We start from the raw sequence: 14,691 nt of genomic DNA on the forward strand, positions 1-14,691 counted from the left end.
CTACCTGGCCTTTCTCACACTGGCTGCCGCACTGACCGGCTACAAGAAGCTCGCGAAAACACGAGCGAAATCATCCACGTGAGACACGGTCTAAGATGCGACCTTGTGCTTTCCCGTCCCGAGTTCATCACCGACGAGGCGATCGCGCACGCGGTCGCAACGCATTGGTTGCCCGAGATCAGTGGCATCACGTACTTGCCGTGGGGTTTCGGCGCACACCACTGGCGCGTGAGCGGCGGAGACACAACCCTTTTCGTCACTTTGGACCAGCTGGCCCCGCGGCACACCGGGGCCTCACTCGAAGCCGCCTACGCGGGCGCGGCTGCCCTGGCCGGCACCGGTCTGGCCACGGTGTGTGCTCCGCTACCTGCTCGATCCGGGAAATTCACCGTCACTTTCGGGACCGGTGCATTGAGTGTGACGCCGTGGTTGCAGGGCCGGAGCCCTACCGAGGAGCAAGCTCGCGAACCTCGGCATGTCCGCGAAGTCGTTCTCGCACTGGACGAGTTGCATCAGGCCACCCCACCCGAGGGCATCCGATTATGGATCCCACAGGTCGCCTCGAATTTCGCCGACGAGTTGCGGGCTCGCACAGCCGACCCCTGGGCCAGCGGCCCACTGGCGGAACAGGCCCGGCTCGCTCTGGTGGCGCACATCGACGCGACCCGACACTGGACCGGCCGCTACCTCGAACTGGCGCAAACAGCGCTCTCCCAACAGGATTCATGGGTGCCAACCCACGGCGAGCCACACAACGACAATCAGGTCGTCACCGCCCAGGGTCTCCGGCTGGTCGATTGGGAATCCCTTGCGCTCGCCCCGCCCGAACGAGACTACGCAGACCTACTCTCGGTGGCCCCCGACCTTCTGCACCCCGACCCTCTGATGGTCGAACTATTCGCACTCGACTGGCGCCTCTCCGAAATCGCCGAGTACACCCGGTGGTTCACCGCTCCACACACCGGCAGCGAAGACGACCACACCGCGCTGGCAGGCTTATTCGAAGAACTGGCCGGTTTCGACTGAGTCGCCGTCACCCATCGGTCTTCACGGGTGTGACACCGAAGCTGGCAGCGATGTACTGCCAGAACAGGGTCACTGCTTCATCAACCGGGGCGGTGACGCGTTTGGCGTTCCCCAAGTCGGACAGGCCGTCGATGACAACGGTGCCGTCGGCCACGGGCACAAGCGAGCCGGGCGCACGAACGACGACTTCTTCGATAGGCGGTGTCGATATCGGTCGAGAAGTCACAACCAGATCATGCATCGAGGTCTGTCCTGCCAATTGCAGATCGCACCCGGACCGCAGCACGCTGTCCACGATGTCGGTCATGTGCCGGAACTCGGGATAGCGATCGGACATCACGCGATACACCTCAGCCACCTCGGCCCAGGACACATCATGAAAGTCCCCGGTCCATGCGCGCAGATTCATTTCCATAGCGCCAGTATCGTTGTGCGGCGCCGCGCGCCGATCGGTATTTCGCGCCGCATCCGTCTGTACGTTTGAGTCGACGCACGGGAGGCTGACGCATGCGGAAACTGACCTTCGGCATGAATGTGACGGTGGACGGGTACATCGCCGCGCCGGGCGACGACCTCGGCTGGAGTGGAGGTGAGGGGCCGGACTCGTCGCCGAGTGACGAGCTGTTCCAGTTCTGGTCCGACCGGGTGGCAGCGACGGACCTGTCGCTGTACGGGCGCAAGTTGTGGGAGGCGATGAGTCCGCACTGGCCGACCGCCGACCAGCACCCCGGGGCCACACCGGCGGAGATAGCGTATGCCCGGCGTTGGCGAGATATGCCGAAAGTGGTGTTCTCCTCGACGATCAGCAGGGTCGACTGGAACAGCCGCCTGGTCACCGGCGACGCGGTCGCCGAGATCACCCGACTCAAGGCGGAGGACGGCGGCCCGATGGACATCGGTGGCGCGACGCTCGCCGCGGCAGCCATGCGCGCGGGGCTGATCGACGAGTACGTGATCGTCACCCACCCGGTCCTGGTAGGCGGCGGCACGCCCTTCTTCACCGCACTGGACAGCTGGGTGAACCTGAACTTGGCGGAAACCAAGACATTTCCCGGCGGCGTGATGCTGACCCGATACGAGACCAGGCGCTGACCGCGCGCCAAATCGACTCTACGACAAACGGATTCCCGAAGCCTCAGGGCGTTTCGGTGTGAATGGGAGTTCGGCTATCTCCGTTGCGAACTCGTCGGTCCAACGCAGGCATAGTTCGAGATCCGCTGCCGTACCCAGGCGTGGCGATCCCGGCGCGTATGCGGGCCGGAGCTCGGTGAGTTGATAGGCGCGGATGCTGTTGGCCACTTGAAACTCTCGGCCCCGCAGTGCAGTCCAGCATCGCGCGAACTCCGCAGCCGATTCGGGCGGTCCATGGATGCCCGGAGCGTCCGGGATCAGCGGGGCCAACGCGGCCACCGCCAACTCTACTGCGGCAATGGATAATTCGGTTACCAGGATGCGCCTGTCCGGAGTCCTCATGAGAGCGCCGACCACCTCGGCGGATCGTTGTTGCCGCGCCTTTCTCGCTAATCGAGGAAGTACGCGTCGACCTTCTCGTCGGAATCCAGGATCTCGTTCGAAGCCACGCCGAGTTCCACAGCTAGCTCAATTGATCCGACGAGCGCGACCTGCACGTCGGGCGAGAAGGCTCGTTCGAGCAGTCCGAGATAGTCCGACATGCTGTTGTCCAGCTTGTCGAGTATCGCCTGGTACTCGGTGGCGAGTTGCTCGTCGAGCGTGCGCTGCTCGTCGAGGTAGCGCTTGATCAGCGCGGCCTCTCGTTTCGTCAACGACGATGCGACGGCCTTGTACATCACTGTGCCGACCGTGGTGCCGATGACGGCTCCGAGAATAGGGATGGGGATGGCGGCTTGGCCGACGAAAGAGGACAGCGCGCATACGGCGGCCTCCAAGGCGATGAGCTCGGAGGTTTCGATGAACTCGAGTTCGTCGATCTCGTCCCGGCGCAGCTTGTTGGCTTGCTCGGCGATGCTGAAGGATGTGCTGACGATCGAGCTGGCGACGGCGGCGGAGGTCGCGGTGAAATTCGTGAGCGCGTAGATGCTCAGTCCTCGGACGCCGCCCCTACCGAAACCTGAGCCGGTCTCGCCCGCGATGTCGATCCAGTCACGCCCGCCGAACTCGTTGAGCCGCTTGCCTTCCCGACGTTTGGCGACCACCGCCAGCACGAACGTGGTCGCGCCCGCGGTCGCGGCGGCCGTGAGGGCGACCGTGCCTGCTTCTCGCAGCGTCGGTCGGCTGCTCTGGTAGGCGTCATCGCGCAGGGAGCGGTCCGTGGCGCGAAGCGAGTCCTTTTCCGCCGCCATGGTCGAGGCGTAGACACCGCGCTGCACCTCGTTGTACTCGAGCGTCGAGGGCTCGAGCGATTCGAACCTGATCGATCCGCCTTGGAAGAACCCCTGAACCCGCTGCCAGTCTCTGAGGGAAGGCCCATCGCCGCTGCGTGAGAGCAGCTCGCCTGCCTCCTCGGGCGACAAGGCCTGTAGTCGCTGGATCACCTCGAAGTGATCACGGGGAATCTGATATTTCCCACCGTTGCGCACGTATTCGGGATATTTCTCGAGGTGCTCGGCGATCGCGCCCAGCGAGAAGCGGCCGCCCGCCGCAACGAACTTCTGCTGGATCTCGACACTTCCGCGCATCAGATCGACGGGTCCGTTGTCGTTGACCCACTGATAGACGGCCTCGTGGCCGAGGACCTGCTTCCGTGCGTTGCCGATCCCGACCTCGGCGATCTCGGCGATGAAGCCGTGCATGCCGTGCTGTCCGCCGCGGTTGGCGGCGACCACCTCGAGGTCGATCTTCCGGACGGCTTCATCGACACTGGCGAGCGCATCCCGAAGGTGTTCGTCCCGCTGGCCGAGTGCGCTCAGCAGGGTGTCTACGCGGAGCTGGTTGAGGTAACTCACCCAGGACGCAACGGCCTGTTCCTGGGTGTTCGTGACGAACTTGGCAGCGTCACTCACCATCGGCATCCTGTTCGACGCGCATGGTAAGCATGGCCGCGCACGACTTCGTATTGTTCACCAGCGCAGCGAGTGTCGACCGCTCGGCAGGGGCGAGCGTCTGGAAATCGGCGCGGAAGTGCACCAGCGCTTCGCCGTAACTCTTTACCAGCCCTTCGCGAAGCAAAGTCGTCCGCTGAAGGAGATCGTCGATCTGCGCATCCATGTCTTTGACGAGGGTGGTGTTGCGCTTTATCGCAGTCAGCGCTTCGTATTTCGCCTCTCGATTCTCGAACTTCTTCTTCGCGAACAGAGCGATCGACGCGAGAAGGGTTGCGCCCGCAATGGTCCAGCCGATCGGGCCTGCCAGTGCGAGCAGTGAGGTGCCCGCCGCCGTACCGCCGCCACCGGCGGCCACCGCGCCGCCACCGAGCCAAGCCAGTGCTGCCTGACTGGCTGCCGCCCCGGAGAGGGTCGAGATCGCGGTGCCGGTCGAGGCCGTCCCGAAGGTTGTGGCTACCCACATCGCCGCCGACGGCGCCAGACTCGCCACCGCGGTGCCCGCCGCGAATCCGGCGCCGGCACCGGCAGCCGACACGCGCGCCGCTTCCAGCTCCTTCTGCGCGAAATCCTCCGTGTGCAGGAACCGTTTCCGATGTACCTCGATCTCGTCGAAGTCGGTGTCGAATGATTTCGGGGTGTTGGCGATGCTGTTCACCAACTGCTCGACCAGCTCGATCAGGTCCGTCGAACGTTCGCGCTGGCGCAATAGCGAAAGACCTCGGTCGGCCATCGCCGTGAAGACGCCGTTGTACTCCGCCACGGCCACGTCGTAGGGGTCCAGCCCTTTCGCGGTCAGCTTCTCGACCCGGTCTCTGGCAACACCTTTGACGTTGCCGACCTGCCCGGCGAACTGAGAGGAAGCGGTTCGCGCCGCCTTGCCGATACTGTCGACGGTCCTGCCGATGCTCTCCTTGGCGTTGCCCACGTCGAGCTGTTCTACCATTGCGCCCCTCCAAGACCGTTGTGGCTCAACAACATAACGGAGAATATCGACCACACGCGGCAGATTGGACCGGATACACCCTTACCAACGAATCGAGATACGCACATTCGATCTTCGAAAGGTGTGGGGCAGCAGCGGAATCAGCGAATTGCACGCTACGGGGATGGCGTGTAGACCGGCCCGAGCAGGGTCATGCCGAAGGGCGTCACCGGCTTGACTGCGCGCGCGGAGTATCGATGCCGGGGAATGTCATCTTCGTCCAGGAGGCGGTCCGGGTGAACCCGAGTCGCTCGTAAACAGCCTGCGCCGGATTGGTTTCGGTGACGGCCAGACCCAGTGTCGTCAGGCCCGCGCTGCTCGCGCGGGCAATCGCGCAGCGGAGTAGGAGCGTACCCAGTCCGGCGTACGCGGGCCCGGGCTGCCGGAAGGCCTCCGAAATCCATGGACCTCCGAGCGGCGGCTCGCCCTCGTAATCCTGGATCAGGACCGCCGCGACGGCCCGATCGCCGTCCCAGGCCACGATGCTGCACGGCAGCATCGGGCCTATGAGTGTCCCGTCGTAGAGCCCGTTCAGGGCTTGCAAAGCGTCATCGTCGTAGTCGGGATGGCTCGGTGGATATGCCGCCAGCAATGCCTCGTGCAGAGCGGCTGGCTTGGTCTCACCGGCGGGAACGACGCGCAGCCCGGCGGGCGGTTCCGGTTCGGGTTCGGGTGGGGGCAGTGGCAGCGTGTAGGTGTGGAAGACGCGGATGACCTGTGCTCCCGCATTCACGAGCGCGTATCCGAACGCGCCTTCGGCGGTACCGCCCCAGCCCGCGAGAGCCCGCACTACGGCGTCGGCTGCGTCATCGCTGGAATACCCTGGCGCGCACACTATTTCATCGGCCCAGGGCCTGCCGCCATGTTCGTCTCGTTCGAAGAATGCGCAGGGGACTCCCCGGTCATCGAGAACCGGCTCGCTCGAACTCATCGTGACCCCTTCCATTCCGGAACTGCCGCCACCTCGGTACATCCAACAGCACTGATCCGCTGCACAGCCGGATTCAGCACCATGAATACTCGAACATATGTTCTATCCTGGGGTAGTCTGTCACGCGTGAACACACATTCGATCGCGCTGGCGCCGGATGCACCAGCACCGGGATGGCCGGACCTGACCGATGTCGACCTGCTGCGCACTCTCGTCGAAACCGAACGCCGCCGAAAGCGGCTCGATGCCGCCATGCGCGCCGCCGTCGCCGAAGCCCAGCGCCGGGGCCTGGCCGCCGATACCGGCTACCGCGACACCGTGGACCTATTGACCGATCTGCTTCGAATCAGTGCCAACGAAGCCCGCCGCCGAATCGAATGCGCCGCGCCGCAGGCCCGCTCCCGTTCCAGGAAAGTGTGGAAGGTCCTGGCGGCAGCAAGCTGAGCCCGTGCCCGATCTTGCTCGGGGGTGACCGTTGGGGTGGTCATCGTTCGAAGCGTGCTAGCAGAAGTCGAGCCACCACCAACCGCCCCCCAATTCCATTGTGGGGCAGATGGGTTCGCCGAACCCGTCATACGGTCCGGGCTCGGGTGTTCCGACGAAATGCCCGTATCCGAAAGCGTCGTCGGGGATCCCGATGTAGTCGGGCACGAACCGCACCGGATGTCCACCGCTGGTGCCGATCACCGCCACCCTGCAGTTCGCCGACACGAAACACAGGTGCACGGGCAGCTCGACACCGTAGTACTCGATCTTCCGATCCTGCGGCAGCTCCATCGCCGCGATAGCGCTGAATGCGGGTCTCTCGAGCCAAAACCGGGTCCACGCATTGGCTTCCGTATCGAAGAACAGAAAAATCGGCCCGCCGAGCCCGATCAACGTCAGTACCGCGGTTGCCGCCAGCGGCCCCCGTCGCCCACTGCGCGCGGCCAGATACAGCGCCAGCACGAAGAAGGTCAAGACTGTCGCGAATATCGCCAGCAGCAACGGAAAAGCGAAGATCCAGAACTTCGTGACTATCCACCCGCGATGCAGCATCACGCCCAGCGCGACCACGGCTAAAACCAAGGCGCACAATGGAATAGCGGAAGATCGAAGATATTTGACGAACATCACAGCAACCTATATCGGCGATGTGCAGGCTCCGCGCCGGAATTGTGAGGATCCTGTGCGGGCTCGCATCGGCGCTCAGCAGCACCGAGTCCCGCAGCCGTGTCCAGCTAGGGATTCTCACGGATGGTGGCCCGGTGCCAGCAGCGGAATCGGCGAAGCCATCGCTGTGGGACATCATGTCCTCGCGGGCGCCCGGCGTCTCGACCGGCTCCGCGCACTGGCCGAACGCACCGATGGCGACCTGCACCTGATGCGCCTCGATGTCACCGATCCGGCGGACTTCATCACCGAACCCGTTGCGGCACAAGCGATGCGCGCGTACTGGGCGCATGCCATCACCACAGACGCGATAGCCGTGGCCGTCGCGTATGTCATCGATCAACCCGCCGACGCTGACGTGAGCGAGATCCTCCTGCGGCCGACCCGGCAGCGGTGACGAGCCAATGAAAATCCGCGCGGGGGTGACAGCCGTACAGAGTGAGTGTACAGTCACTCACGCAGTGATCGAGCAGTCACTCACTCGACTGGCTCGCAAGAGGAAACACCGATCAGAAGGTTGAAAACGATGATCTACCACGGCAATCGTTTCACCGTTAAGCCCGGAGTCCCCGCCGACAAACTCGAAGAAGCCCTGGAAAGCCTGCGCAATCAAGGCCGTCAGATCCCATCGGTCCGGCACTTCATCGTCGGCCCCGATCACGGGGGCGAATACGACTACGGCGCGGTGTACATCATCGACGACCTCGACGGCTACTGGGAGTACCTCATCCACCCGTCCCACCTGCACACCGACCGCATCGGCCTCCCCCTCGTCGACAAATTCGTATCCTTCGACATCGCCGACGATCCCGACCCTGAACTCGCCGCGAAAATCGCCGCCCTGCACCAGCGCCGCTATGACAACTACCCCGAAGTCACCCAGCTGGTTTCGGATCTCGGCGAATACCACGGCAGCGCAGCCCCGGGTCGGCACGGGAACAACTAGGCTCACATTGCGGCCGCGCCGACCACAGAAATGGGGGCAGGCATTTGAAATTGGCACGCTTCTGATGTGCGTAGGGTGGCACCCACATCAAGACCCGCGAGGAGCACCCATGAAAGCCACTGCCAGCCAACGCATTCTCGTAGTGGCCGCCGGATGCCTGCTCGCCGTCGCAACGGCCGGTGCCGCAGCCGCCGCCCCGCTGACCCTGCAACCCGCCGCCGACGAACCCGCGGCACCGGCCATTGCCTCCGGCGATGGATCCTTCGACGCCCTCGCCCACGGCGACGTGGGGTTCTCGGTGAGCCAGGGCTCCAGCCAAGTGTTCTTCAAGCTACTCCCACTGGTGGCCTGCGACCTCCTCGGCTCGAGCAGCCCATTCATCTGCGGCTACCACTAGCGGTTCCCGCAGGCTGAACCAAGCGGTGTTCGACATCGGAAGCTCGGTGGTCATGATGATGGAGTGGAAGCTCGATTCGCGGCCGCCGTTGAACTGATTCATACCCGGCAAGCTGAAGGTGAGATACCGCCTTCGCGTCTTGTTATGGATGTCGCTGGGGCACTATAACTCTCAGGTCCCGAACACGGAATTCTGGGCGACACGACCTTGTGTGGTCTGCCCAGGGAACAAGTGTGCGTTATGCGCCACCTGTGGCATCCCGACGGCATCCATGCCTGCGAGCGGTGCAGAGCCGCGGTCGACTGAGTCGCGTCGGTCGAGAATTGCGGTTGGTACCGGTGGTGTCACGACTTGTGGGCGGGAACCAATTCCGGCGCTAGCGTGGAGAGTTCGCGGTGTGCATGCGCCGGGATCCGGTCCAAGGGGGTTCGTTATGTCCGACAACACTTCTCGTACGGCGCGATTACGACAACTGCTGCGGCGTCGGTCCGATGGCGGCTTGGGGGCGCCCATTGGCGAGTCCGGACAGGCGTCGCCGCTCGAAACAGTTGAGGAGAAGCGGCCGCCCAAGCGGGTCTGCCCGCGCTTGCCCGACTGGGTGTTCACGCTGTCGGGATCCGAGTTGCAGAAGATGCTCGACTACAGCGGCAATGACCTCGGCAGCGGCGCGAATCGTGGTGCCCGCCGACCTATTCCGGTCGCGGACACCATTCCTCCCGCACTCACGGTCACCGACTATCTCGCGCACCGCCAGCGGTCGGTCGCGATCAGGCTGATCATGGACTGCGCCGAGAACAAGCCGGGCAGTGTGCTGGAGTTCGTGCAACGCTGCGATGCCGATGAGTTGCGCCGGGTGTGGGCCGGAACCGTGGGTGGCGAAGCGCTGATCGCCACTGCCACGGCAGGTCCGATTCCCGTGCTGGCATTGCTGGCGGCCGAGCTGCTGGATCGCGCACACCGGTGGCAGGATCTCGGCGAACTCGGCCGCGCCGCGGAAAGCGTTGGCTACCGGGCGAATCAGCTGTTCCGCGACTATGTTCATGCCGACGAAATGGACGCCAGGAAAGCGGCCTGGGGCCGGGAAGCTCATCACCGGTGCTGATAATCCGTTGTGCCGGGCAATCGGTGCGGGGTACCGTGCCCGGCATGCAGCGCGCTCACGTCATCACGACGCCGGAGTACATCCCGGCGCGCTGATGCTGTTCTGATCGAAGCCCCGGGCGGATGCCCGGGGCTTTCGCATGTGGTCATCCGCCTTCTACCGGAAGGAAGATCCACGTGTACGACCATCGCAAACTCGGCCGGGAACTCGGCCTGTTCGACACCGACCCACTGATCGGGGCCGGGCTCCCGTACTGGCTGCCGGATGGCGCGATCGTGCGGCACAGTCTCGAGGAGTACATCCGCACCGTCGAACGGCGAGCGGGATATCAGCACGTGTACTCACCGGTGCTCGGCAAGCGGGAACTGTACGAGATCTCCGGCCACTGGGCACATTACGACGAGGACATGTATCCGCCGATGACCATCGGCGGTGAGCAGATAGTGTTGCGGCCCAGCCTGTGTCCGCATCATGCCGTGATGTATCGCTCCCGATCCCACAGCTATCGTGAACTGCCGCTGCGCATGGCCGAGCTCGGCGCGATGTATCGCTCCGAATTATCCGGTGTGCTGGGCGGTTTGACCCGAGTGCGCTGCATCCAGCTCAATGACGCGCACATCTTCTGCACCCTGGACCAGGTCGCGGACGAGGCATCCGCCGCACTGGCGCTCATCGGCTCCGCCTACCGGGCCCTGGGGATCACCGGTGCCCGCTACCGCCTCTCACTCCCAGGAGCGGGCGGGAAATACGTTGCGGCCCCGCAGATGTGGCAGCGCGCGAGTAAAATCCTCAGCGAGGTGCTCGATCGATCCGGTGTGCCCTACGAAGCCGCCGAGGGCGAAGCGGCGTTCTACGGCCCGAAGGTCGACATCCAGGTCAGCGATCATGCCGGGCGTGAATCAACCCTGTCCACCGTGCAGGTCGACTTCCACCAACCCGAGCAATTCGACCTGCACTACATCGGCGCCGACGGAGCCAAGCATCGCCCGGCCATGGTGCACCGCAGCATTATCGGCAGCGTCGAGCGCGCGGTCGCGCACCTGATCGAGCAGCATGGCGGAGCCTTCCCGGCCTGGCTCGCACCCGTGCAAGTCGTGGTGCTGCCGGTGTCCGAAGCTCAGGAACCCGCGGCCGCCCGACTCCGCGATGAGTGCCTGAACGCGGATCTACGCGTACAGGTGGTGAACGCCGACGCGGGCAGCCTGTCCGCGCGGGTACGCCAAACCCGCCTGGCCCCATACCAATTCATTCTCGGCCCGGCCGAAGCCGATAACGGGCAGGTGGCGATCCGCCTGCGCGACGGACGCCGTCTGCCCGCTCAACCGGTCGCCGACGTCATCGCCCGAATCCGGGCACTGATCCAGACCCATGACGCCGGTCTGTGGACCGACTGATACCTACTGCCGTCCGGTCAGCAACTCTTCAGGACACCCTCGATGGCATCGTGCTCGGCCTGCGTCACCCACAGTCCATACAGCGTCTTCACCTGCACCTGATGCTCGACATAGGTGCAGCGGAAGGACGTTTGAGGCGGTAGCCAGGTGGCCGCGTCCCGGTCGCCCTTGGCCTCATTGGTCGGCCCGTCGACGGCCATCAGATTGCGAGGATCATTGGCCAGATCGCGCCGCTTGTCCGCGCTGAGCTTTTGTGCCCCGGACTGCCACGCATCGGCGAGCGCGACCATGTGATCGATCTGCACCGCGGTGCTTTTCGGTCCGCGATCGAAGTTGATGCTCTTGCCGGTGTACGGATCCTTCAGCGTCCCGGTCTCCACCTGGCATCCGGTGGCGGGTTTCACCTTGGTGAGATCCCGCCGCAGGATGTCATCACGGGTATTGCAGTTGTTGTGCCCGCCGGGCGCGTCATTGTCATCGGTCCACGCCTGCCCGAACTCATCACGCGAATACCCGGTCATTGCCGCGCTGTCCTTGATCGGCAGCTTCGCCAACGCCTTGATCGCGTCAGCCGCCGATAGCGTCCCGTCTTGTCCCCCAGCGGTATTGGGCCCCATCGGAGGCGTAGTGGACTTGCACGCGCACAGCAGGAACAGGGCCGCGAGCACACTCGCGGCTACCCTGGTGATTCTCATCTGGAATTCCTCGAAGCAGTGAAAACCACTGCCGGATAAAGCGTTCAAAACAGGACTGCCAGCCGATGACCCGGCTGGCAGCTGCCAATTATGCAGTACCTCAAAGGAGTTCGCTGTGCGGAAGTCCGAACCTGCGGTGCCGGCGCGGGCTCAGTTCGGTGAGGGTCTGGGCGTGCCGCAGTTGACGCAGAACTTCGCGGTTGCGCGCAGTTCCGCGGCGCAGTTTCGGCAGTGCTGGACGGGGGTGGTGAGTTCGGTGCCGCAGTCGCCGCAGAAGCGGGCGCCCAGATGGCGGGAGCTGTGACAGGTGGGGCAGGTACGGGATTCGGTGATGGCGGGGGCCGGGGTCCAGGGGGTGGGGGACTGTTGGAGGGTGTTCAGACCCAGTGCGGCGCCGAGGAATCCGATATCGCTATTGCCGCCGCGGGCCATGCCCTGACCCGCGCCGATGGCCATTTCGCCTGCGGCGTAGCGGTTGAAGTCGCCGGTCAGGTGGATGTAGGTGCGGTCCTTGGCCAGTCGTTTGAGGCGGTCGGCGTCCTCGGCGGCCATGGTGATGTCAAAGTTGCCCATCCGGGGGACGCGCAGGCCGTATTCGTAGAGCAGGGTGTTGGTTTCGCGTAGGACCGTGGATTCGATCTGCGCGAGTTGGCCGGACAGGCCGAGCACCGGCCATTCACCCTTCGAGACACCCTGCGCGACAGCAATTTTCATGCACTTGAGCAGGAGGTTGGCGCACCAGCGCGACACCGCGTCCGGATCGGTCGGATCGGCGGTGCCGGTGAGCCCGGTGATCAGTTCGGCCGGATCGCGCACCGACAGCGCGAATTCGCCGAAGGAGCGCAGGGTGACGACCTGTTCGCTGATCGGATCGACGATATCGGTGAGGCGGCCGCCGAACTTGTTGCCGGGTAGTTCGCGGCCGGAAACGAAATACAGTTCGGCGCGGTAGAGGTTGCCGCCGGTCAGGGTGTCGACGAGCGCGCCCAACACCGGGAGCTCGTCCGCGTCGATCCGGTGCCTGCCGGGGCCCAGGGCCGCGATGACCTTGCCGGACCGCACGAACAACGCCGTCTCATCGGCGTTGACTATGGCGCGGCTGTAGCGCCGGATGTTCAGATCCGGCCACTTGTAGACGAGCTGGTTCTTGCGGGCCTCGGGGACCGCTATGAATTCGCGCTCGAACCATGCCATACGGACCTCCCAGGCCATGCGACTTGCTGAATGTATCGATATATAACGGCACATAGCACCTGTCAACCAGTGCGACTTCCCAGGATTGGGCTGTTTACGTGCGTGTTTCCATGTGATGTCAACTACTTCTACGTATTGAATGTGCCGTTGCTTAACGGTACATTCGACATCGATATGACCCGGATCACCTGAAAGGTCCCACATGACTACCGTTCACCCGCCCGATGCGCCCACGGACGCCTTGGCCGACGAGGACGCGGGCTATCACAAGTCGCTCCGTCCGCGTCAATTGCAGATGATCGCGATCGGCGGAGCCATCGGCACCGGTCTGTTCCTGGGCGCGGGTGGCCGCCTCTCCAGCGCCGGCCCCGGGTTGTTCCTGCTCTACGGCATCTGCGGCATCTTCGTATTCTTCGTATTGCGCGCACTGGGCGAGCTGGTGCTGCACCGCCCGTCCTCGGGCTCGTTCGTCTCCTACGCCCGCGAGTTCTACGGGGAGAAGCTGGCTTTCGCGGTCGGCTGGATGTACTTCTTCCACTGGTGTATGACCGGCATCGTCGACATCACCGCGGTGGCGACCTACATCCACTACTGGGGCGCGATGCAGGTGATCCCGCAGTGGACCATCGCGCTCATCGCACTGGCGATCGTGGTGAGCATCAACCTCATCTCGGTGAAATGGTTCGGTGAACTCGAGTTCTGGGCCGCGCTGATCAAGGTCATCGCACTGGTCGGGTTCCTGATCATCGGCACGATCTTCCTGGGCGGCCGCTTCAAGGTCGACGGCCAGACCACGGGTTTCAGCGTTATCGCCGATCACGGCGGCCTGTTCCCGGTCGGCCTCGCGCCGCTGGTGCTGGTCACCACCGGTGTCGTATTCGCCTACGCCGCAGTCGAATTGGTCGGCACGGCGGCGGGTGAGGCGGAGAACCCGGAGAAGATCATGCCCCGGGCCATCAACTCGGTGATCGCCCGCATCGCCCTGTTCTACGTCGGGTCGCTGATCCTGCTGGGCCTGCTGCTGCCGTACACCGCGTATCACGCCGGGGTGAGCCCGTTCGTCACCTTCTTCGCCAAACTCGGTGTGCCGGCGGCGGGTTCGATCATGAACCTGGTGGTGCTGACCGCGGCGTTCTCCAGCCTGAACGCCGGTCTGTACTCGACCGGGCGCATCCTGCGCTCGATGTCGATGAACGGCAGCGCCCCCGCGGTCGCGGCCCGCATGTCCCGCACGGGTGTGCCGTACGTCGGCATCCTGGCCACCGGCGCCATCGCTCTGATCGGAGTCGTACTCAACGCGCTGGTGCCGGACAAGGCCTTCGAGATCGTGCTGAACATGTCGGCGCTGGGCACCATCGCCTCGTGGACCGCGATCATCCTGTGCCAGCTGGCGCTGTACAAGCAGTGGCGGGCCGGACAGGCCGAACGCCCCTCGTTCCGATTGATGGGTGCGCCCTACACCAGCTACGCGACGCTGGTCTTCCTGGCCGCGGTCGTGCTGCTGATGGCCTTCGGTGACGACGAGGTGCAGCGCGGAGCGGTGCTCGGCACCGTCCTGGTGATGGCTCCGATCCTGGTCGGCGGCTGGTTCCTGGTGCGCAAGCGGGTCCAGTCGGTGGCCGCCGCTCGCCAGGGCTTCACCGGCCAGTATCCGGTCATCGCGGAGCGCCGCCCGCGCCCGCAGGACGCGCCCGCCGAACTGGTGGCAGCTGAAAGGAAGGATGAACAGTAGCGAAAACCGGTGCCCCGTACCCCATCGTGGAGAACTCCCTTCCCACGGTGGGGAATACGGCGTGCGCGCGGTATGCGTCGTGCCCCCAGAATGGGACCTCGATTCCACGGTGGGCGA

16 protein-coding genes are annotated in these 14,691 nt (G+C 64.4%); 9 read left to right on the forward strand and 7 right to left on the reverse strand.

Annotation, left to right across the window (positions count from 1 at the left end; translation table 11 throughout):
- The coding region (locus AB0L82_RS42340) for a phosphotransferase (RefSeq protein ID WP_364650827.1) at positions 1 to 1,026 on the forward strand (1,026 nt) is incomplete at its 5' end.
- 7 nt (positions 1,027 to 1,033) lie between these two features.
- Here AB0L82_RS42340 and AB0L82_RS42345 read toward each other — a convergent pair.
- Complete coding sequence (locus tag AB0L82_RS42345; protein ID WP_364650830.1) at positions 1,034 to 1,441, reverse strand: hypothetical protein; 408 nt, start codon at positions 1,439 to 1,441, stop codon at positions 1,034 to 1,036.
- A gap of 92 nt (positions 1,442 to 1,533) precedes the next feature.
- Here AB0L82_RS42345 and AB0L82_RS42350 point away from each other — a divergent pair, with 92 nt between their 5' ends.
- Complete coding sequence (locus AB0L82_RS42350) at positions 1,534 to 2,118, forward strand: dihydrofolate reductase family protein (protein WP_364650833.1); 585 nt, start codon at positions 1,534 to 1,536, stop codon at positions 2,116 to 2,118.
- A gap of 428 nt (positions 2,119 to 2,546) precedes the next feature.
- On the opposite strand, the gene AB0L82_RS42355 is transcribed toward AB0L82_RS42350, so the two are convergent.
- The 3 genes from AB0L82_RS42355 to AB0L82_RS42365 form a co-directional block, all read right to left on the reverse strand.
- A complete protein-coding gene (locus tag AB0L82_RS42355; RefSeq protein WP_364650836.1) occupies positions 2,547 to 4,007 on the reverse strand; it encodes a hypothetical protein in 1,461 nt (486 codons plus the stop codon).
- Positions 4,000 to 4,992: a hypothetical protein gene (locus tag AB0L82_RS42360; protein WP_364650839.1), complete on the reverse strand. Its 993-nt coding sequence runs from the start codon at positions 4,990 to 4,992 to the stop codon at positions 4,000 to 4,002. The genes AB0L82_RS42355 and AB0L82_RS42360 overlap by 8 nt, the downstream gene beginning before the upstream one ends.
- Positions 4,993 to 5,197: 205 nt before the next feature.
- Positions 5,198 to 5,962 (reverse strand): GNAT family N-acetyltransferase, encoded by a 765-nt coding sequence (locus AB0L82_RS42365; RefSeq protein WP_364650842.1) that lies wholly within the window; start codon positions 5,960 to 5,962, stop codon positions 5,198 to 5,200.
- Between the two features lie 126 nt (positions 5,963 to 6,088).
- Here AB0L82_RS42365 and AB0L82_RS42370 point away from each other — a divergent pair, with 126 nt between their 5' ends.
- Entirely contained in the window at positions 6,089 to 6,406 is a 318-nt protein-coding gene (locus AB0L82_RS42370; protein ID WP_364650845.1) for a DUF222 domain-containing protein, read from the forward strand.
- Positions 6,407 to 6,463: 57 nt separating this feature from the next.
- Here AB0L82_RS42370 and AB0L82_RS42375 read toward each other — a convergent pair whose 3' ends face one another.
- Positions 6,464 to 7,075 (reverse strand): hypothetical protein, encoded by a 612-nt coding sequence (locus AB0L82_RS42375; protein ID WP_364650848.1) that lies wholly within the window; start codon positions 7,073 to 7,075, stop codon positions 6,464 to 6,466.
- 166 nt (positions 7,076 to 7,241) lie between these two features.
- On the opposite strand from AB0L82_RS42375, the gene AB0L82_RS42380 reads away from it, so the two are divergent.
- The 5 genes from AB0L82_RS42380 to thrS all read left to right on the forward strand — a co-directional run bounded on the left by AB0L82_RS42380 (position 7,242) and on the right by thrS (position 10,953).
- A complete protein-coding gene (locus AB0L82_RS42380) occupies positions 7,242 to 7,511 on the forward strand; it encodes a hypothetical protein (protein ID WP_364650851.1) in 270 nt (89 codons plus the stop codon).
- A 129-nt stretch (positions 7,512 to 7,640) separates the two neighbouring features.
- Entirely contained in the window at positions 7,641 to 8,060 is a 420-nt protein-coding gene (locus AB0L82_RS42385) for a Dabb family protein (RefSeq protein ID WP_364650854.1), read from the forward strand.
- Between the two features lie 109 nt (positions 8,061 to 8,169).
- A complete protein-coding gene (locus AB0L82_RS42390; RefSeq protein WP_364650857.1) occupies positions 8,170 to 8,457 on the forward strand; it encodes a hypothetical protein in 288 nt (95 codons plus the stop codon).
- Positions 8,458 to 8,890: 433 nt separating this feature from the next.
- Positions 8,891 to 9,559 (forward strand): hypothetical protein, encoded by a 669-nt coding sequence (locus AB0L82_RS42395; RefSeq protein ID WP_364650860.1) that lies wholly within the window; start codon positions 8,891 to 8,893, stop codon positions 9,557 to 9,559.
- A gap of 176 nt (positions 9,560 to 9,735) precedes the next feature.
- Positions 9,736 to 10,953 (forward strand): threonine--tRNA ligase, encoded by a 1,218-nt coding sequence (thrS, locus tag AB0L82_RS42400; protein WP_364650863.1) that lies wholly within the window; start codon positions 9,736 to 9,738, stop codon positions 10,951 to 10,953.
- 17 nt (positions 10,954 to 10,970) lie between these two features.
- Here the strand turns inward: thrS and AB0L82_RS42405 are convergent, their stop codons facing one another.
- Entirely contained in the window at positions 10,971 to 11,648 is a 678-nt protein-coding gene (locus AB0L82_RS42405; RefSeq protein WP_364650866.1) for an HNH endonuclease family protein, read from the reverse strand.
- A 150-nt stretch (positions 11,649 to 11,798) separates the two neighbouring features.
- Positions 11,799 to 12,842 (reverse strand): SPFH domain-containing protein, encoded by a 1,044-nt coding sequence (locus tag AB0L82_RS42410; RefSeq protein WP_364650869.1) that lies wholly within the window; start codon positions 12,840 to 12,842, stop codon positions 11,799 to 11,801.
- Positions 12,843 to 13,044: 202 nt separating this feature from the next.
- Between AB0L82_RS42410 and AB0L82_RS42415 the strand changes: the two genes are divergently transcribed.
- The gene (locus AB0L82_RS42415; protein ID WP_364650872.1) at positions 13,045 to 14,574 is read left to right on the forward strand and encodes an amino acid permease; all 1,530 of its coding nucleotides are present in this window, start codon (positions 13,045 to 13,047) and stop codon (positions 14,572 to 14,574) included.
- The last annotated feature ends 117 nt before the right edge of the window (positions 14,575 to 14,691 follow it).

The sequence above is a fragment of the Nocardia sp. NPDC052001 genome (assembly GCF_040680615.1).
Classification (GTDB): Bacteria; Actinomycetota; Actinomycetes; order Mycobacteriales; family Mycobacteriaceae; genus Nocardia.